Annotated in this window: 17 protein-coding genes and 2 pseudogenes; 11 read left to right on the top strand and 8 right to left on the bottom strand. The window is 38.9% G+C overall.

From position 1 onward, the window contains the following. Positions 1-121: 121 nt before the first annotated feature. From QFZ72_RS27365 to QFZ72_RS27350, 4 genes are all read left to right on the top strand, one after another. Positions 122-1,318, top strand: a complete 1,197-nt coding sequence (locus QFZ72_RS27365) for an iron-containing alcohol dehydrogenase (RefSeq protein WP_307440105.1) — start codon at positions 122-124, stop codon at positions 1,316-1,318. A 29-nt stretch (positions 1,319-1,347) separates the two neighbouring features. Next, on the top strand, positions 1,348-2,808 hold the full coding sequence (locus tag QFZ72_RS27360) for a CoA-acylating methylmalonate-semialdehyde dehydrogenase (RefSeq protein WP_307440103.1): 1,461 nt from the start codon (positions 1,348-1,350) through the stop codon (positions 2,806-2,808). Between the two features lie 24 nt (positions 2,809-2,832). After that, positions 2,833-4,116 (top strand): histidinol dehydrogenase, encoded by a 1,284-nt coding sequence (gene hisD, locus QFZ72_RS27355; protein WP_307440100.1) that lies wholly within the window; start codon positions 2,833-2,835, stop codon positions 4,114-4,116. Positions 4,117-4,208: 92 nt separating this feature from the next. Then, positions 4,209-5,645, top strand: coding sequence for a GntP family permease (locus QFZ72_RS27350; RefSeq protein ID WP_307440098.1), 1,437 nt, complete (start codon positions 4,209-4,211; stop codon positions 5,643-5,645). Positions 5,646-6,009: 364 nt separating this feature from the next. Here the strand turns inward: QFZ72_RS27350 and QFZ72_RS27345 are convergent, their stop codons facing one another. Further along, positions 6,010-6,303, bottom strand: coding sequence for a MurR/RpiR family transcriptional regulator (locus tag QFZ72_RS27345; RefSeq protein ID WP_307440097.1), 294 nt, complete (start codon positions 6,301-6,303; stop codon positions 6,010-6,012). A 236-nt stretch (positions 6,304-6,539) separates the two neighbouring features. On the opposite strand from QFZ72_RS27345, the gene dhaK reads away from it, so the two are divergent. From dhaK to xerS, 6 genes and pseudogenes are all read left to right on the top strand, one after another. After that, positions 6,540-8,297: a dihydroxyacetone kinase subunit DhaK gene (gene dhaK / locus QFZ72_RS27340; protein ID WP_307440095.1), complete on the top strand. Its 1,758-nt coding sequence runs from the start codon at positions 6,540-6,542 to the stop codon at positions 8,295-8,297. Positions 8,298-8,896: 599 nt separating this feature from the next. Continuing rightward, complete coding sequence (locus tag QFZ72_RS27335) at positions 8,897-9,238, top strand: metal-sensitive transcriptional regulator (RefSeq protein ID WP_307440093.1); 342 nt, start codon at positions 8,897-8,899, stop codon at positions 9,236-9,238. A gap of 34 nt (positions 9,239-9,272) precedes the next feature. Beyond that, positions 9,273-9,450, top strand: a pseudogene (gene copZ, locus QFZ72_RS27330) (copper chaperone CopZ). A gap of 197 nt (positions 9,451-9,647) precedes the next feature. Next, positions 9,648-10,055 carry a type VII toxin-antitoxin system MntA family adenylyltransferase antitoxin gene (gene mntA / locus QFZ72_RS27325; RefSeq protein ID WP_307440091.1) on the top strand — a complete coding sequence of 136 codons (408 nt, stop codon included), beginning with the start codon at positions 9,648-9,650 and terminating at the stop codon, positions 10,053-10,055. After that, positions 10,045-10,449 carry a type VII toxin-antitoxin system HepT family RNase toxin gene (gene hepT, locus QFZ72_RS27320; protein WP_307440089.1) on the top strand — a complete coding sequence of 135 codons (405 nt, stop codon included), beginning with the start codon at positions 10,045-10,047 and terminating at the stop codon, positions 10,447-10,449. Before mntA ends, hepT begins: the two co-directional genes overlap by 11 nt. Before the next feature lie 79 nt (positions 10,450-10,528). Further along, positions 10,529-11,647, top strand: coding sequence for a tyrosine recombinase XerS (xerS, locus tag QFZ72_RS27315; protein WP_307440087.1), 1,119 nt, complete (start codon positions 10,529-10,531; stop codon positions 11,645-11,647). A 474-nt stretch (positions 11,648-12,121) separates the two neighbouring features. Here xerS and QFZ72_RS27310 read toward each other — a convergent pair whose 3' ends face one another. From QFZ72_RS27310 to QFZ72_RS29690, 7 genes and pseudogenes are all read right to left on the bottom strand, one after another. Next, positions 12,122-13,078 (bottom strand): C-terminal binding protein, encoded by a 957-nt coding sequence (locus tag QFZ72_RS27310; RefSeq protein ID WP_307440085.1) that lies wholly within the window; start codon positions 13,076-13,078, stop codon positions 12,122-12,124. A gap of 16 nt (positions 13,079-13,094) precedes the next feature. Continuing rightward, a complete protein-coding gene (locus QFZ72_RS27305) occupies positions 13,095-14,420 on the bottom strand; it encodes an MFS transporter (RefSeq protein ID WP_307440083.1) in 1,326 nt (441 codons plus the stop codon). A 50-nt stretch (positions 14,421-14,470) separates the two neighbouring features. After that, positions 14,471-15,376, bottom strand: a complete 906-nt coding sequence (locus QFZ72_RS27300) for a dihydrodipicolinate synthase family protein (RefSeq protein ID WP_307440081.1) — start codon at positions 15,374-15,376, stop codon at positions 14,471-14,473. A 39-nt stretch (positions 15,377-15,415) separates the two neighbouring features. Beyond that, entirely contained in the window at positions 15,416-16,336 is a 921-nt protein-coding gene (gene rbsK, locus QFZ72_RS27295; RefSeq protein WP_307440080.1) for a ribokinase, read from the bottom strand. 268 nt (positions 16,337-16,604) lie between these two features. Next, positions 16,605-17,117, bottom strand: coding sequence for a substrate-binding domain-containing protein (locus tag QFZ72_RS27290; RefSeq protein ID WP_307440078.1), 513 nt, complete (start codon positions 17,115-17,117; stop codon positions 16,605-16,607). Continuing rightward, positions 17,077-17,466: a type 1 periplasmic-binding domain-containing protein gene (locus tag QFZ72_RS27285; protein WP_307440076.1), complete on the bottom strand. Its 390-nt coding sequence runs from the start codon at positions 17,464-17,466 to the stop codon at positions 17,077-17,079. The genes QFZ72_RS27290 and QFZ72_RS27285 overlap by 41 nt, the downstream gene beginning before the upstream one ends. Before the next feature lie 12 nt (positions 17,467-17,478). Beyond that, positions 17,479-17,601 (bottom strand): annotated as a pseudogene (locus QFZ72_RS29690) (LacI family DNA-binding transcriptional regulator); the annotation flags it as partial. 362 nt (positions 17,602-17,963) lie between these two features. Between QFZ72_RS29690 and QFZ72_RS27280 the strand changes: the two are divergent. Beyond that, a partial coding sequence (locus QFZ72_RS27280) for a PD-(D/E)XK nuclease family transposase (RefSeq protein WP_307440642.1) occupies positions 17,964-18,102 on the top strand: 139 nt, incomplete at its 3' end.

Here is an 18,102-nt window from a genome sequence, read left to right as displayed (position 1 = left end):
TCGGACGTGATTGTCCTGAATGCCGGACACTCAGAGGTGAAAACCGCCTAGTAAATCAGATTTTTTAGTTGGCACGCTTCTTGCATCATTATGTAGTAAGCAGATGCAAGGAGGGAAAAATGTGAAAGAATTTTCAGAGTTTCGTATGCCTAAAGCTGTATTTTACGGTCAAAATTCACTCAGCCAGCTTGGAAGGCTAACAGCAGAACATGGAAGCAAGGTACTTCTTGTAAGTGACCGGATCATGGAACAACTGGGCCATGTTAAACGCTGCATCGAGTATTTCGAACAGCACAATCTTACTTTTGTATTCTATTTGGATGTCAACAGTGAACCAACTGATCAGCATGTCACCGAGGCGCTGGATCTTTGCAAAAGAGAAAAATGTGATGTAATCGTGGCAATTGGAGGCGGCAGCTGCATTGATGCAGCGAAAGCGGTGGCTGTACTCGCCACAAATGGGGGCTATATAGGCGATATGAGAGGGAAAACTTCCATTAATAAAGAACCACTTCCGCTGATTGCCATTCCGACGACAGCAGGTACAGGTTCAGAGGTTACAAATGTAACCGTTATCACTAATACACAGCTAGATATAAAGATGATGATTAAACATCATGCCTTTCTTCCATCTGTGGCGATTGTTGATCCGTCACTTACGCTTTCAACGCCGTCCCATGTAACAGCTGCAACGGGGATTGATACCCTGTGCCATGCAATTGAGGCTTATATATCGCGCCTTTCCCAGCCGTTAACACAAAATATGGCGGCGGCAGCTATAGAAAGTGTCATGAAATACTTAAGAACTGCTTATCAGAATGGTAATGATCTCGAAGCAAGAGAGAAAATGGCAATTGCCTCAATGCAGGCAGGTCTTGCGTTTACCAACGCCTCTGTAACGCTAGTGCACGGGATGTCCCGTCCAATAGGAGCTTTATTCCATGTGCCTCATGGTATATCCAATGCAATGCTGCTCCCGGCCGTTCTGGAATTTACAAAAGAATATGCAATAGATTCATTGGCAGAACTAGGACGTATTATTGCACCAGATTTGAAAGCGCTATCAAATGAAGAGCTTGCTGATGTGACAATCAAGGAAATTAAGCAGCTTTGCGCTGATTTAAAGATTCCAAACATGAAAGCATGGGGAGTCGATGAAATAAAATTCGGACAGGTCGTTGAAAAAATGGCTACCGATGCCCTTGCAAGCGGCAGCCCTGACAATAACCCAAGGGTTCCGACACTTCAGGAAATGGTCGATTTATACCACCACTGCTATAACTTTGACTTTCAGCCAGCCCAAACAATAAATTTATAAACGCGTTTACTAAAAAGGAGGATCATAAAATGACTTCAAATACAGCTACTCAAATTCTTAAAAACTTTATTGGAGGCCAGTGGTTGGCTTCCACTTCCGATAAAACAGAGGCGGTACCTAACCCGGCGACAGGTGAAATACTTAGCCTTGTACCACTTTCAAACCGCGAGGATCTGGATCGGGCGGTCGCCGTGGCAGAAGAAGCGTTCCAGACTTGGAAAACGACAGCCGTGCCAAAGCGTGCACGGATTCTGTTCCGCTATCAGCAGCTCCTCATCGAGCATTGGGAGGAATTAGCCCGCCTGATTACTAAGGAAAATGGAAAAAGCTATGATGAAGCCTACGGTGAAGTGCAGCGGGGGATTGAATGTGTTGAATTTGCAGCCGGCGCCCCGACATTGATGATGGGCACTCAGCTTCCAGATATCGCAACTGGCATCGAATCTGGCATGTACCGCTATCCAATCGGAGTCGTCGGAGGTATTACCCCATTTAACTTCCCGATGATGGTTCCTTGCTGGATGTTCCCGCTCGCCATTGCCTGCGGAAATACATTTATATTAAAACCGTCCGAACGTACGCCATTGCTCGCCAATCGCTTGGCAGAACTATTTCAGGAAGCAGGGCTTCCGGATGGTGTCCTGAACGTGGTGCATGGAGCACACGATGTGGTGAACGGGATCCTTGACCATAAAAAAGTGAAAGCCGTTTCCTTTGTTGGCTCACAGCCGGTTGCCGAATATGTATATAAATCTGCTGCAGCCAACGGTAAACGTGTACAAGCTCTCGCAGGTGCGAAAAATCACTCTATTGTATTGCCGGATGCAGATCTTGACGTTGCGGTCACAAACATTCTCGGTGCTGCATTTGGTTCGGCAGGAGAACGCTGTATGGCTTGCGCAGTCGTAGTGGCAGTTGGTGAAATTGGGGATCAACTTGTGGATTCTTTAGTGAAGGCAGCAAACGAAATCAAAATTGGCAACGGGATCGAAAAAGGGGTATTTTTGGGACCGGTTATCCGTGACTCCCATAAAGCAAAAACGATTCAATACATCGAAGCAGGTGAAAAGGAAGGAGCCCGCCTGATCCGCGACGGCCGCACTGATGAGTCACCTAATGAAGATGGATATTTCATCGGGCCGACGATTTTTGATGAAGTGAAGCCAGGCATGAAAATCTGGAATGAAGAGATTTTTGCCCCAGTATTATCGGTTGTTCGAGTCAACACACTTGAAGAAGCTATAGAAATTACCAATAAATCGGAATTTGCAAACGGTGCCTGCCTGTATACAGACAGCGCGAAGGCAGTACGTCAGTTCCGCGACGACATCGATGCAGGAATGCTTGGCATTAACTTAGGCGTCCCGGCTCCAATGGCGTTCTTCCCATTCTCAGGATATAAGAAGTCATTTTATGGGGACCTTCATGCTAACGGCCGTGATGGTGTCGAATTTTATACGCGCAAAAAAGTGCTGACTGCACGTTATTAATAGACAATAAAGGAGGAGAAGCAGATGGCAAAGTTTTTAAAGACGGGGAAGAGCAAAGAAGAAATCGCTACATATGAAGCGCAAGTATATGAAACTGTGAAAAATCTAATTGAAGATATTGAGAAAAACGGCGATGCTGCCGTAAGGTCTTATTCTGAGAAGTTTGATAAATGGTCACCGGAAAATTTTAAGCTTTCACAGCAGCAAATCGAAGAAATCATCGTCTCAGTGCCCGAAGGAACAATCAATGATATCCAATTTGCACAGGAACAAATTCGGCGCTTTGCGCAAGCTCAAAGAGAAAGCATCCGAGACCTCGAGGTGGAAACGCTTCCTGGGGTAATTCTTGGACATAAAAATATCCCTGTCGAAAGCGTCGGCTGCTATATACCAGGCGGAAGATATCCGATGGTGGCATCTGCGCACATGAGTATATTGACAGCAAAAGTTGCGGGTGTGAAAAGGGTGATCGGCTGTACGCCTCCGATAAACGGTGACATCCCTGCAGCCACTGTCGCAGCGATGTCATTAGCGGGTGCAGATGAAATCTATATCCTTGGAGGTGTGCAGGCAATGGCCGCGATGGCGATTGGCACTGAAACGATTGGCTCAGTAGACATGCTTGTAGGACCGGGCAACGCCTATGTAGCAGAGGCAAAACGCCAATTATTCGGGCGTGTAGGCATTGACCTTCTCGCTGGTCCCACTGAAGTGCTGGTGATTGCCGATGAGACCGTGGATGCCGAGATGGTCGCATGTGACATTTTAGGACAGTCCGAGCATGGTCCGACCTCACCTGGGGCGTTGATCACGACTTCGGAAAAACTGGCACTTGAAACGGTAAAAGAAATTGAGCGCCAGTTAGAGACATTAGAAACGGCAGAAGTGGCCCGTATCGCTTGGGAAGAAAACGGCTCAATTATTCTAGTAGATAGTCTAGATGAGGCTGTCATAGAGGCTGATAAATTAGCTTACGAGCATGTAGAAGTGCTGACTGAGAACCCGCGTTACTTTTTGGATAAGATGAATAACTATGGTGCACTTTTCCTCGGTCCGGAAACCAATGTGGCGTACGGGGATAAGGTCATTGGCACGAACCACACCTTACCGACAAAAGGAGCAGCCCGATACACAGGCGGCCTCTGGGTTGGCAAATTTTTAAAAACGTGCACATACCAGGAATGTACTCCAGAAGCGAGTGTGTTCATTGGTCAATACGCTGAACGACTATGTGGGATTGAGAATTTTGCCGGACACCGTGAGCAAGCGCTGCTTCGGGTACGCCGCTACAGTAAGGTAACAAATTAACTGTCATTGAAAGTCTTGCCTGCCTTCACTGCAGGCAAGGCATCTATTACAAGTGAATTGACAGAATTTTCATGAATTGGCAGGGTGACGAAATGGAACTATTCATTATATTATTATCCCTTGGATTGCTAATGTTTGTCGCATACAAGGGGTTTTCGGTTATATTATTCGCGCCTCTTTGTGCATTGCTCGCAGTTATGCTGACTGATCCATCACATACACTGCCGTTCTTCTCAAATATTTTCATGGAGAAAATGGTTGGCTTTATCAAGCTGTATTTTCCGGTATTCCTGCTCGGGGCTATTTTTGGGAAGCTTGTAGAAATGTCCGGCATTGCAGCATCTATCGCTAAAACGATCGTCCATTTCGTTGGTGCAAAACGAGCGGTGCTGGCTATTGTATTGATGTGTGCGATCTTGACCTATAGCGGCGTTAGTTTGTTCGTGGTCGCCTTTGCGGTCTATCCTTTTGCAGCAAACCTTTTTCGAGAAGCGAATATTCCGAAGCGTCTGATCCCGGGAGCGATCGCTCTTGGGGCACTTTCATTTACGATGGACGCACTTCCGGGAACACCGCAAATTCAAAATGTAATCCCAACCACTTTCTTTAAGACAACCATTTACGCGGCACCAACCTTGGGAATTATCGGCGGGATCTTTGTCTTCGTCTTAGGGATCTTATATTTGCAGTCGAGAGTCAAAAAAGCAAAGGCAGCGGGGGAAGGATTCACAGGCTTTGTTCAGGCGAATGAAGAAATGGCAGCAACTGCTGAAGTGAAGCTGCCTACCCTTGATGCTCCTCCTGTAAAAGTGAGTCCATGGCGACAGGCTTTGGCTTTTGTTCCGCTTATTTTAGTAGGAGTGATGAACAAAGTCTTTACCGTTTCACTGCCTAAATGGTATCCGAACGGCTTTGATTTTTCAGCGATCGGGCTCGACGCACTAGGTAAGATTGATTTGACAGCGGTAGTTGGAATCTGGTCTGTTGAAATGGCTTTAATTATCGGAATAATAGCAACGATGGCCTATAATTTTAAGGGAGTTGTCTTGAACTTCCAGACAGGAATTAATGCGAGCATCAGTGGCGCATTACTTGCAGTCATGAACACCGCCTCCGAATACGGGTTTGGAGGCGTAATCTCATCGTTGCCGGGGTTCGGCGTTGTCCGCGATGGCATTTCTCAAACATTCACAAATCCGCTCATCAATTCTGCGGTTACAACGAATGTGCTGGCGGGTATTACCGGTTCTGCATCCGGCGGCATGGGAATTGCGCTCAGTGCGATGGGTGAACAATACTACAAAGCCGCGGAACAGTTCAACATTCCATTGGAAGTCATGCATAGGGTTGTCGCGATGGCCTCGGGAGGAATGGATTCCTTGCCTCACAATGGAGCTGTCATCACGCTGCTTGCAGTCACAGGATTGACTCACAAACAAGCATACCGCGATATTTTTGCGATCACCATCATAAAGACAGTAGCGGTCTTCTTCGTAATCGCGGTATATAGTATGACAGGGCTCGTTTAAAAATTATGTACAAGAGAAGAGGATAGTTAAACTCTTCTCTTTTGCATGAAAAAAAGAAGGAGGGATCTTGGTGTCCTATTTTTCGAAAATTAGAGAATAAACAGTCTTGAAACTAAGTAAATAAAAAGCAAGATCATTAGAGATTGTGTTCTTTTTTGTTGTATCAGCAGCTAAACTTGTTTTAGAATCTTCGGTCCATACCTTTCTGAGCAACTGAACTAATCTCTTCGTAATTTCTCCACCTACTAACCATTTCATGGGTGTATCACTGTAAAGTGTTAGACATTGGGAGACCAAAATTCGAAACACTAATTGGCACTGGTGTATCCTACTTGTTTAGATATATCAATTCTCTAAGGTTTTTTTACTCCCTGCTATCCCCCAAAACCTCCATATACAACTGTAATAGAAGGTCAATGAATAGGGCCGCAATCGAGTTGTAAGAGGTAATATTATACGACACATCAAGAGGTTCACGTGAACCGTATATAGGCAAAATCAAGTCGGCCATTTCGGCTAAAGTACTGTTTTGGCTGCTTGTAATAACCGCAATTTTGATTCCCTGTCGTTTCGCGATCTGAGCTTTTGATAATACATAGGATGACTCACCAGATCTTGAGAACACAACCATAAGCTGGCTTTTGGCTAATTGGTTCATGTATATCACATACTTTTTTTGACAAACAATTAATTTTTTTCGTTTAGTATAAAGCGCTTACATTATAATGTAGTTATGGATAATACATTTGAAATGGCACTCGCCTATTTTCAAAACCATTCTATAGGGGGAATGTACGGATAATCCTTTGTGAAGAATGCAATATAAACCCTTGAAATTCTAAGTAATAACGAGTATCTAGGAGAATAACAAACCTTATAGAGGGGGAATATGAAGTGAAAAAAATCATTAATAAACCTGAAACTCTCGTCATGGAGATGTGCAATGGGATGGTAATGGCTCATCCGGAACTTGAGTTCTTAAAAAAGTTTAAGGTAATAAAGAAAAAAGAAATGAACGAAAATAAGGTAACCCTGATTAGCGGTGGCGGTAGTGGCCATGAACCTGCACATGCGGGGTTTGTGGGAAAAGGAATGCTGGATGCCGCAGTATGTGGAGATGTGTTTGCTTCCCCCTCACAGATACAGGTATATCAGGCAATTAAAGCAACCGCCAGCAAACAAGGTACCCTACTGATTATTAAGAATTACAGTGGAGATATAATGAACTTTAAAAACGGAGCCTACTTAGCTGCTGAGGATGGCATTCAAGTAGAATATATCCGGGTAGATGATGATATTGCAGTAGAAGACAGTCTCTATACAGTAGGACGTCGTGGCGTTGCAGGAGTCGTGTTGGTACATAAAATAGCCGGAGCAGCAGCAGAAGAAGGTAGGGATTTGATGCAGGTCAAAGCCGTAACGGAAAAAGCAGCGACAAATGTTCGAACCATTGGTCTAGCACTAACCTCCTGTACGGTTCCCGCTAATGGATCGCCCACTTTCAAATTGGGTGAGGATGAGATGGAATATGGCGTCGGTATTCATGGAGAGCCAGGCATAAAACGGGAAAAAGTTGCGACCGCAGACGAATTGGCCTTACGCATGTCAACCGACCTTCTGAAGGATTTAGGACTAGATGGTGATGATCCTGCCGAAATTGCTCTCCTAGTAAACGGCTTTGGTGGCACACCGTTGCAAGAGCTCTATCTTTTTAACAATGCGGTTACTCGGGAGTTGAACAGCAAAAATATACGAATTTATAGAACATTTGTCGGTAATTACATGACTAGTATTGATATGGCCGGAATTTCCCTGACAGTGATGAAACTGGACGATGAGTTGAAAACGCTGCTATCAAGAGAATGTAATACACCTGCGTTTAGAGTAGATGGACCAATTGAGAGTGTAGAATACGTGGACATTGAGGCTCACGTAGAAAAAAAGCCTTTTTTCTTTGAGACGGAAACAGCGGAAGAACACGCTATCATCAAGGATGAGGCAATTACATTAGATAATATTATCTATCTTGTAGATAAAATGAGCGAAGTCATTATCAAGAACGAAGTGCCTTTCTGTGAATTGGATACTCATGCAGGCGATGGCGATTTTGGAATGAGCGTCTCCAAGGGATTCAAGCAATTAAAGCGAGAATGGAGCACGATTTTGGATCAAGAACGTTTAAGTATAGGGTCCTTTCTAGATACGTGCTCTATGGTCATTATGGAACATTGTGGAGGTGCTTCCGGTCCGATTTGGGGCGCGGCTTTCCGAGCTGCAGGTAAGGCTACGGAAGAGAAAATGGAATTAACAGTAGGTGAGTTTGCTGAACTGTTGCATGCTTCAGTCAAGGGTATACAGTTGATTGGCGAGCGATCTTTCGGAAGAGGAGCAGAGGTAGGCGATAAAACGCTTGTGGATGCGCTTGTGCCTTGTGCAAATTCATGGTCAGAAAGTGCAGCAATTGGTGAGGACTTTAAGACCGCTTTTGAAAAAGGGGCAGCGGCTGCTGTTGAAGGAGCCGAATATACAAAGGAAATCGTTGCTCGAATGGGCCGCGCTGGTACGGTTGGCGAAAGAAGCCTGGGTTATCCTGATGCTGGTGCCTCTGCTCTAGGAATTATTTTTACGGAACTCTCCCGCAGTCTAAGGTAATACCAGCACTTTTCTTAGATGTTTTAACACCTGTAATTAAGCGGGCACAATTTGCAGCAAGAATTGTGCTCTTTCATTACTGATGAGGAGATGCAAGAAATCGCTTTAAAAGTAGGTTTTAATGAGACTGCTTTTTTTATGGTAAATACATAAACAGCAATTTTGAAAAATCTCTAATTATAATAGAGCAAGGTCATGAAATTGAAAAAAATGGTTGGGTTATGGTAAGGGTCTCTAAAAATAAAGATAGTTATGATTACTGGAAATGCAGTTTACGTTAAAGATTTTGAAGCGGATTTTTAGAAGTGAAATAAAGTTACTTAACTACGGGTGCAATCGTTCAATAAGCGCAAGCTGGATTCAGTAGCCTTCCATAATAGTATTAGTCTTCAACAATCGGGCGCTTATCCAGAACAAGAAGTGTTATAAGCTCGGTAAAACTTTTCTTAATATCAGTGAAAGTGGTAGCACATTACCGATGAATTGCATATTCCACATGGAGGGGTCACTAAACTAAGGATGATGACTAAACCATGTAAAAGAAATGGCTTTACATAGGGTGGAGGGGTATTGTATATTATTTCCAAGGAGGGAAGTCAATGGGTAAAGATATTGAGAAAATTGATCTTTCTATTGAGGATGACAGCTATAATACTTCTTCCCGAAAAAGTCATCACTCAGATACAGTAAAGAAAAATTTAGTAACCCGTTTAAATCGCGTCGAAGGTCAAATCAGGGGTATTAAAGGTCTTATAGAAAAAGATACTTATTGTGATGATGTTATTACACAAATAGCATCTACCCAAGCAGCTCTTAACAGTGTTGCAAAAATTCTTCTGGAAGGCCATCTAAAGGGCTGTGTAGTTGACCGGATCAATGAGGGTGATATGGAAGTACTCGATGAGTTTGTCGTCACGATACAAAAACTAATGAAAAAATAATAGGTAAAGGAAAAAAGGATTGGATGTAACCGGAATGTCTTGAGGTCATTGTGTAAAAACTGTAGAAGGCAGTGTAGGAAAACTTGAGGGTGTTAGTGAAGTGAAAGTACATTTAGAAGATGGAAAAGTGGATGTTTAAGTTTAACTCAGAAAAAGTTTCTTTAGATAAAATAAATGAAACAATTGATGATCAAGGATATGATGTTAAATAAAAGATGAGAGTGCTTATTAAGCACTCCTTTTTCTCAATTAAATATACCCTATATACTTGTACACAAAGCGGAGGGGGACTAGCAAATAATAAACTAATAAACTTCGTGTATAATACCTATTTTACGAAGAATTAATTATAGAAAACAAAACAAACGTTTGCTATAATATAGTTAACCAATATATGGAGGTATTTCCATTGGATAATAAAATGCAAATACAAATCGTAAATTTGTTAAGAGAAAAAGTTTCTCCCGTTTTAATTTATATTTTCGGATCAACTGTCAAAGGAACTTCTCATAAGAATAGCGATTTAGATATTGCTTTCCTTCCAGGCTCTGACATTAATGAATATGAAATTTTCATCCTAGCACAAGAGTTGGCAGAAAAAGTAAATATAGATGTAGATTTAGTGAATTTAAAGAAAGCTTCAACTGTTTTCCAAGGCCAAATAATTACTACAGGAAGCATAATTTATTGTTCTAATGAACAAATACGGATGAATTATGAAATGAATGCTTTGAAGATGTACGCAAAATTGGGCGAGGAACGGAAAGTTATAATCGATAAAGTTAAGGAAAGTGGGACTGTATTCAATGAAGAATGATGTCATTTTAAATAAGGTAAGCATCATTGAACGTTGTGTAAAAAGAGTTAAAGAGGAATACAACGATGATCCAATGAATCTAAATAATTACACTAAACAAGATTCCATTATTCTTAATCTTCAAAGAGCATGTGAAGCTAGTATTGATTTAGCCATGCATCTTGTAGCAGAAAAAAAACTTGGATTACCTCAGAACAGCCGTGATGCCTTTACATTTCTAGTAAATGCTGATGTTATCCCCCCTTCTCTTGGCCAAAAAATGAAAGCAATGGTTGGTTTCAGAAATATTGCCGTCCATGATTACCAGGAAGTAAATTTGGTTATTTTACAAAAAATACTTGAAGACCATCTTATTGATTTCATGGAATATACCAAAACTATACTTATGCACTAAGTAAACAATAAATTTATTATGTAAACAAATATGTGTAAAAATTGTATTATACACACAATATTTTTTAAGAGGTGTATTCATGGCTACATCCAGGCAGCATATTACTCATAAACAAAAATATGAAGACATTCTTAAGTTAATGCCAGATTATGTACAGGAATATGTATTAGCAATGGAGGAAAATGACAGGTCCCCCTCCACCCTGCTTAATTATCTTTTGGATTATGAGGATTTTTTTAATTGGTTACTTACAGAGGGATTTTCTTCTTCACAAACAATCTCTAACATCCCTCTTTCAGATCTGGCTTCTTTACCCCTTGATGCTGCCAGAGCTTACTTTAACAAAGTTACCAATGAAGAAATTGTCGTATCTAAACATGAGAAAAAAACGCGTGAAAAGACATCCGTCAATCGAAAAAAATCAGCCTTAAGGTCCCTTTTTAAATACTTAACAACCCAAACAGAACGCGTTGAAGACGGAGAACCCTATTTTCATCGTAATGTTATGCAAAAAATAAATGTGAGCAAACCAAAAGAAACTCTAAATGAACGCAGCAGAAAATTGACCGATACCATATTTGTAGATAATGATGATATCAATTTCCTCTATTACCTAAAAAATGAATATGAAAAATCTTTATCAGATAGGCAGAGGTCTTATTTTATTAGAGATAAGGAAAGGGATTACGCAATCTTTTCACTCTTTTTGGCAAGTGGAATAAGAGTAAATGAGCTTGCTGATATTAGATTGAGAGATGTAAACTTTAAAAAGAATAGAATTTCAATTATTAGAAAAGGAAATAAATTAGACAGTATACAAGTGATACCAGACGCTATGCATGATTTGAAGGTGTATTTAGAGATTCGAAATGAAAGGTATGGCGGATCGGTAGAAGAATTCGAATACTTATTCCTATCTAAATACAAAGGTAAGAGCTCTCCCCTTTCAGTTCGTGCAATACAAGATTTAGTTCGTAAGTATACGAAATCTTATGATAAGGGAATGTCGCCACATAAACTTAGACATTCGTATGCAACAACCTTAATGGATGAGACCAATGACATTACTTTAGTTATGGATCAACTAGGTCATACCTCTACTTCTACTTCGGTTCTATATGTTCATAATTCGCAAGAAAAGGCAAAGATTGCTGCTGAAGCGATGGGATTAAGAAGGACTAAATTAAAGGATAAGTAAAGCAGACAAACAAAGGGTCACACTTGGCCTTTTTAGTAATTCATTCGCTGTTTTCAGGCTAGGTCCTCATTTTTTCTAAAGTCCTTTTTGAAGGATTGGTTAATCCCCCCACTCAAAGAAATATTTTATTAATTTATATATATAAAAGAATGATAGCTTGGGAATCATGTAGATAGATAAAATAAAGGGGGTAAAAAGTGTTGAAAGAGAGTAAATTAACGTTGTCTGATTTTGTTTATAAAGAACGATTCGAACTAAACTCATACCTTACATATTTGTTCCATCAATTATATAATAATGATCCGAATCAGTTGGAGGATACAATAGAAGATACTCGTTAAAAAAATAACCTTTGCTCAATGAGAACAAAGGTTATTTTAATCATCAGAGAATACTTTAATTTAAATCAACACTTTAATGAAAAAGTTTTTCTTGAATTTCTAATTGTATTCAAAACGCATATAACATTGGTTCTTAAAAGGGATTTACCCAGTAATTAGGTACGTCACCCTTCAATACATTGACAATATTTTTTGCTGCCTTTTGTTTCATCTCACTAGAAGATTCCTCTGAGTAAAATGCTGCATGTGGTGTGAGAATGACATTGTCTAACTTTAATAGAGGATTATCAGGATCAATAGGTTCTTTTTCAAGAACATCAAGTGCTGCTCCAGCAATTCTCTTTTCCTGTAAAGCTTCAATAATTGCTTGTTCTTTTATGATAGGACCTCTTCCAGTATTAACAATGATTGCTGATTTTTTGACTAATTTTAATGTTTCTTCATTTATTAAATGATAGGTATCCTTCACAAGAGGAGCATGGATACTAATAATATCCGATGTTCGCAGCAACTCTTCTAATGTTACTAGCTGAATACCATATTCTTTTGCTATCTCTTCGCCACAAAAAGGATCATAAGCTATAACATTAAAACCAATTACTTTTAACTTTTGACAAAGGTTTCTTGCGATATGGCCGAAGCTGATTAGACCGACTGTCTGAGTTCTAAAACGATGAATAGGAGCAACATCAAAAACAGTTATTTGTTTCCCCTCTTTTAACTGTTGATTCATTATCATTATTTTTCTAGAAGCAGTTAAGAGAAGTGTAAGAGCATGATCTGCTACCTCATCAATACAATAATCTGGTACATTGGCAACATAGACTTTGTTTTCAGTTGCTGCTTGAATATCAATAGTGTCATAGCCAATTCCATAACGACATACCACTTTTAATTTAGGTAATGATTCAATAACCTTTCTCGTGATTTGCACATTTGCATTTAGTAAACCATCTGCATCTTTAGCGGCTTCCATAATATCTTCTTCAGATTCATTATTTGTGATGACAAGTTCAATGTCATTTTCAGCAAAAATTTTCTTTTCTTCTTCATAAGCCTTGAATGATATATCCGTTACAACAACCTTCATCAAAAACATCTCCTTCTTATTCTTGTAATTCAATTCTGGACACTTTTCCAACAATAAAAATGTAAGATAGTGCGCCTATTAGTGCGACTACCGAGATAAAAATAAGCGCTGGTGCAAAATTACCTCCACGAACTAAGTAACCGATTACAATTGGAATGGCAATAGATGATAGATTTCCAATGAAATTAAACGTTCCACCCGTTACACCTAACAGTTCTTTAGGCGCTAACGCGGATACAAGTGACCACGTTATAGATGCAAATCCATTCCCAAAAAATGCGATTGTCATAAATACAATGATTAATGTTGTACTGTCTACAAAGTTTGCACCAATGATGCTTGTTGAGAGCAATAGCCCGGTAATAATGGGTGTCTTTCTGGCAACACCTATAGAAAACCCTCGCTTAAGAAGCCAATCAGAAAATGTTCCACCTAATAAGACACCGACAAAAGCAGCAAGGAATGGTACAGATGTCAAAAATCCTGATTTGATAAAACTAAGTCCACGATATTCTACTAAGTAAGTAGGGAACCAGGTTAGGAAAAACCATAGCATTGACATTGCGCAAAATTGACCAATGTATATCCCCCATAGTTTACGATGCGTAAAAACAACTTTGCGTTGTTTCCAACCAATTTTTTCTGTTTTGCTTTTCCCGTGTTCATTACTTAGATTAACTAATCCACCGCCTTCGGCAATAAAGTCCAATTCTTCTTGATTAACTGTTTTATGTTTACTTGGATCACGATAAAAGAAATACCAAATAACTCCCCAAACTATGCCAATTAATCCTGATACAATAAACATCCCTTTCCAACCAATAACTGACTGAATACCAACTAACACAGGTGTTAAAAAGGCAATTCCAACAAATTGACCAGAAGTATAAAAAGCGATAGCAGATGCACGCTGCTGTTCTGGGAACCAGGATGTGACAATTCGATTGTTTGCAGGAAATGCTGGGACTTCAAAAATACCAATTGATAATCTTAACCCGAATAATCCACCAAACCCTTTTACGAAAGCCTGTAATAACGTTGCTAGTGAAAAGCCAATTAAACTGATGGTATACATTACTCGCGGTCCAAATTTATCTACTAATAAACCACCAGGTATTTGCAAAAAAGCATAAGTCCATCCGAAAGCTGAAAAAATATACCCCATTTGTACAGATGATAGTCCTAAATCACTTGCTAGATGTGGTCCTGCTATGGCTAAGTTACTACGATCCATATAATTAATTACAACGCTTACAAAAACCATGAACAGAATAAAATATCGTTTTTTTGTTGGTTTCACACTAGGAATACTCTGTTTCAACCTTACGCTACTTTGTTTCATGATTATTTACCCCTTTTTTAGACAGAATGTTGAGCAATATGAATAGATTATTAGAAAAGTTCAGATGACTGTTGCTCTAAATCTTCTAAAGATAGACGTAGTGAGTCTATTTCTTCAGAAGTTAGATCTAATTGAGGAGCTCTCATATGCCCTGCGTCTATCCCTCTTATCTTGAGAGCTTCTTTAAAAAACGACATATCACTTCCATTTTTTAAAATTTCACAAAATTCAGTAGCCATTTTCTGCATTTTTCTTGCTTTTTCTACGTTATTTTCTTTGAACGCGTTGTAAGTTGCTACAAACGGTTCTGGATATGCACAAGATACACCAGATACAACACCGTCACAACCCATTGCTAAAGCTGGAAGAAACAAACGATCTGCTCCAGGTACAACTGAAAAATTTCCTTCATTAATGCCAAGATACTCGTTCACTCTTAAAAAGTCAGGATAGCTATACTTGATACCGATGACATTTTTACATCTTTCTACTATCTTTTGAGCTACTTCCGTTTTTAAGTCATTGGCTGCACATTGCGGAATGTTATAAAGATAGATAGAAAAATCTTCTGGTACACTTGAAGCTACTTTTACAAAGTACTCTTCCAATTCATTGTCGTTTGCACCAAAGAAAGCTGGTGTTACAACACCAATTCCATCTGCTCCAATGTCATATGCATGCTTTGCTAATTCAATCGTATCATCTTGATTCATAGCTCCTACATGAATGAATACGGTTACACGATTTCTGGCTTTTTTAACAACTGCCTCTGCAACTGCTTTTCTTTCTTGGACTGAAAGTCGCATCATTTCACCCGTTGTTCCTAGTGGATATAAACAATGGACCCCTTTGGAAATCAAAAACTCCGTTAAGTTTTCCACTTTATCCAATTCAACTCTTCCACTTTTATCGAATGGAGTTACCATCGCTGTTGTGACGCCATATAAGTGTTTCATTTCATCATCCCTTACTTTTTTATAGTGAATTTCATGTAATTATAAATAATTAATAGTCTTTTCAAATTGTATTACTTCTTCTAATGTTGGCAACGAACTCTGAGCTCCATTTCTCGTTACTGCAATAGCTGCTACTTTTTGGGCTTGTCTTATGGCGGCATCTATATCTTTGCTTTTTATATAACTCGCTACAAAACCCCCTATAAAACTATCACCAGCTGCTGTAGTATCTTGTGCTTTTACCTGGTATGCCGAATACATCTTGCATTTATCGTGATCTATGTAACAACAGCCTTTTTCACCAAGAGTAACAATTACTGATTTAACCCCTTTTTCTAAAATAATCTGAGCTGCTTCTTGAATGGTATATTGATCATGTTCTATTTCTGACATTTCATATAATTCATGTTCATTAGGAATTAAGATATCAACATTTTCTAAAATATCTTCATTAATCACTGTAGCAGGAGCTGGATTTAAAATCGTTGTTTTTCCTGCTTTTTTTGCAAGCTCAAGGGTATATTTTACAGTTTCTAATGGAATTTCTAACTGCAGCACCACTATTTCACACTGTTCGATCACCTCCCTTTGATTCAATATATCTTCGGGCGTTAGTTCAAAGTTAGCTCCTGGTGTCACAACAATATGGTTTTTACCACTCTTTTCCACTGTAACTAATGCTATTCCTGTTCGATTCTTAGAAACTAAAATATGTTGAGTTTCTACGTTGTTATTTTTTAAAGAATCTAATAGATGAGAAGCATAATGGTCTGATCCAACTTTACCAATCATGCTTACACCAGCTTGAAGCTTTCCCGCGGCTACTGCTTGATTAGCTCCCTTTCCACCTGATACTTCTAGCATTCTTTCTCCTAGAAGAGTTTGACCTTCTTTAGGTAATTTTTCTACACTTACAACAATATCCATATTTAGACTTCCAACTACTGCAATAGGTTTCAAGAACAATCCCTCCTTTATTCATCTTTATAAACTTGAATAAATTTTTCTAGTACGACGTTTTTAGTACAACGTTTTACTAGGAATTTTTTTTGAAATCTTAAATAAGATTTCATTATTAATTAGTCATATGAATTTATACTTAAGATAAAAACTCTATCTATTTTTAAAATGAGTTGTAGTCCTTTCGTAAAAATAACACTTTCAAATTTACGAAAGGATATTAATTTCAACTCTTAAATCCCCTTTTTTTCAAATTTACGTAGTTTTTCTACTTTGTTGTTTCTCTATGAATAATACTTAGATTAAACATATCGCTTTCAATAGGACTGTATGGGTCGAAAATTTTATTTACAAGCATTTTTCCAGCACTGTAAGCCATATCCTCCACAGGTAAATTAACGGTAGATAACTTAGGGTTTGTAAATTTAGAAAACTCTTGATTGTCAAATCCTATAATTTCACACTCATTAGGCACTGATATCCCTTCATCGTTTAACGCAGAAAGAGCTCCTAAAGCGACATGATCACTTAAACAAATGATTGCTGTTGGTATATACTTTTCACGAACTAAGGCCTGAATACTATCATAACCACCTTGCTCAGTATACGGACAGTATCTTTTTAAGTACTTAATTGGTGTATCCTGTTCTTCATTAAATCGTTCTGTGATTCCTGCCAAGCCCGATTCCAATGCTTGTGATGAAACATCCGGAACCAGAATAACTGCTTTTTGATGCTTATTATTTATAAAATGTTCTGCTACAGCCCCTACCTGCTTCATAATTATTTGCATGGATAACCGAATACAAAGAGGAGAATCGATTGAATAAAACGATGGGAACATCAGGTACAAAGCTATGAATCAATTCCTCATCCTTTTCTGTGGTATTGGCTATAATTGCCCCGTTAAAGAGGTTCGAGGTCCTTAAACCTTTTACCGTATTAATCCCATCCTCATTACTAAATGTCTCTACTAGCATTTTAATTTCGTGCTCATTTTCTGAAGCAATATATTTTTGAATTCCAGTCAAGATACGCCCCACTAAAGAAACACGAGTGTCTATTGGCCAAATTAATGCTATTGTTAATTGGGTTTTATTGTCTCGGCCGCGTAAATTGCGTGCAGACATATTAGGAATATATCCTAATTTTTTTGATGCTTCAATTACACGTTGCTTAGTTGCTTCTGAAATTCTAATTGCACCTGGTTTATTATTTAGGATAAGTGAAGCTGTAGTAATAGATACAGCTGCCTCTTTGGCAATGTCTTTGATTGTAACCAGATCATCATCTCCATTGTTGATTAAAATTCAAGTTTAACGTGTTAGTTTAACGTTTTACTAAACTCATTGTAACGCTTTCATTTTTGTTTCACAAGATTTATTTTTAGCGTTTTTACTTAAATAATTTAAAGATAAAAGATAAAGTTACGGTTTAATAATTTCCATTAATTTCTAGTTATTCTAATACGATATATACATACATATATATATTAATATATGTGTTAATATATATTTAAAACCCTTCTAAAGAAGGGTTTTTTTGTTCAAAAAGCTTCTTGCATTTGTAGCATCTGCTTTAAATGGAGCCGATTTCATTGTATAATGAAATCAGAAGGAGTTAGATTATGAAACGACTAAAACCCTTAAATGATATTATTTTTAAGAAGCTATTTGGTGAGAATCAAGACAAAGATTTGTTAATTGGATTTTTAAATGCCGTTCTGGAAAACGAAGTTGAAGATTTATATATAGTAGAGGAAAAAC

Source organism: Bacillus sp. V2I10 (assembly GCF_030817055.1).
Lineage (GTDB): Bacteria > Bacillota > Bacilli > Bacillales > Bacillaceae > Bacillus_P.
This window is presented reverse-complemented; position numbering and strand designations above follow the sequence as displayed.

Bases quoted from the DNA above. Each gene is read 5' to 3' on its own strand.
- hepT (WP_307440089.1), top strand. From the start codon at position 10,045: ATGAAGAATGATGTCATTTTAAATAAGGTAAGCATCATTGAACGTTGT.
- QFZ72_RS27305 (WP_307440083.1), bottom strand. From the start codon at position 14,420: ATGAAACAAAGTAGCGTAAGGTTGAAACAGAGTATTCCTAGTGTGAAA.
- QFZ72_RS27290 (WP_307440078.1), bottom strand. From the start codon at position 17,117: ATGAAGCAGGTAGGGGCTGTAGCAGAACATTTTATAAATAATAAGCAT.
- QFZ72_RS27335 (WP_307440093.1), top strand. From the start codon at position 8,897: ATGGGTAAAGATATTGAGAAAATTGATCTTTCTATTGAGGATGACAGC.
- QFZ72_RS27310 (WP_307440085.1), bottom strand. From the start codon at position 13,078: ATGAAGGTTGTTGTAACGGATATATCATTCAAGGCTTATGAAGAAGAA.
- QFZ72_RS27360 (WP_307440103.1), top strand. From the start codon at position 1,348: ATGACTTCAAATACAGCTACTCAAATTCTTAAAAACTTTATTGGAGGC.
- hisD (WP_307440100.1), top strand. From the start codon at position 2,833: ATGGCAAAGTTTTTAAAGACGGGGAAGAGCAAAGAAGAAATCGCTACA.
- QFZ72_RS27350 (WP_307440098.1), top strand. From the start codon at position 4,209: ATGGAACTATTCATTATATTATTATCCCTTGGATTGCTAATGTTTGTC.
- xerS (WP_307440087.1), top strand. From the start codon at position 10,529: ATGGCTACATCCAGGCAGCATATTACTCATAAACAAAAATATGAAGAC.
- QFZ72_RS27300 (WP_307440081.1), bottom strand. From the start codon at position 15,376: ATGAAACACTTATATGGCGTCACAACAGCGATGGTAACTCCATTCGAT.
- QFZ72_RS27345 (WP_307440097.1), bottom strand. From the start codon at position 6,303: ATGAACCAATTAGCCAAAAGCCAGCTTATGGTTGTGTTCTCAAGATCT.
- QFZ72_RS27285 (WP_307440076.1), bottom strand. From the start codon at position 17,466: ATGTCTGCACGCAATTTACGCGGCCGAGACAATAAAACCCAATTAACA.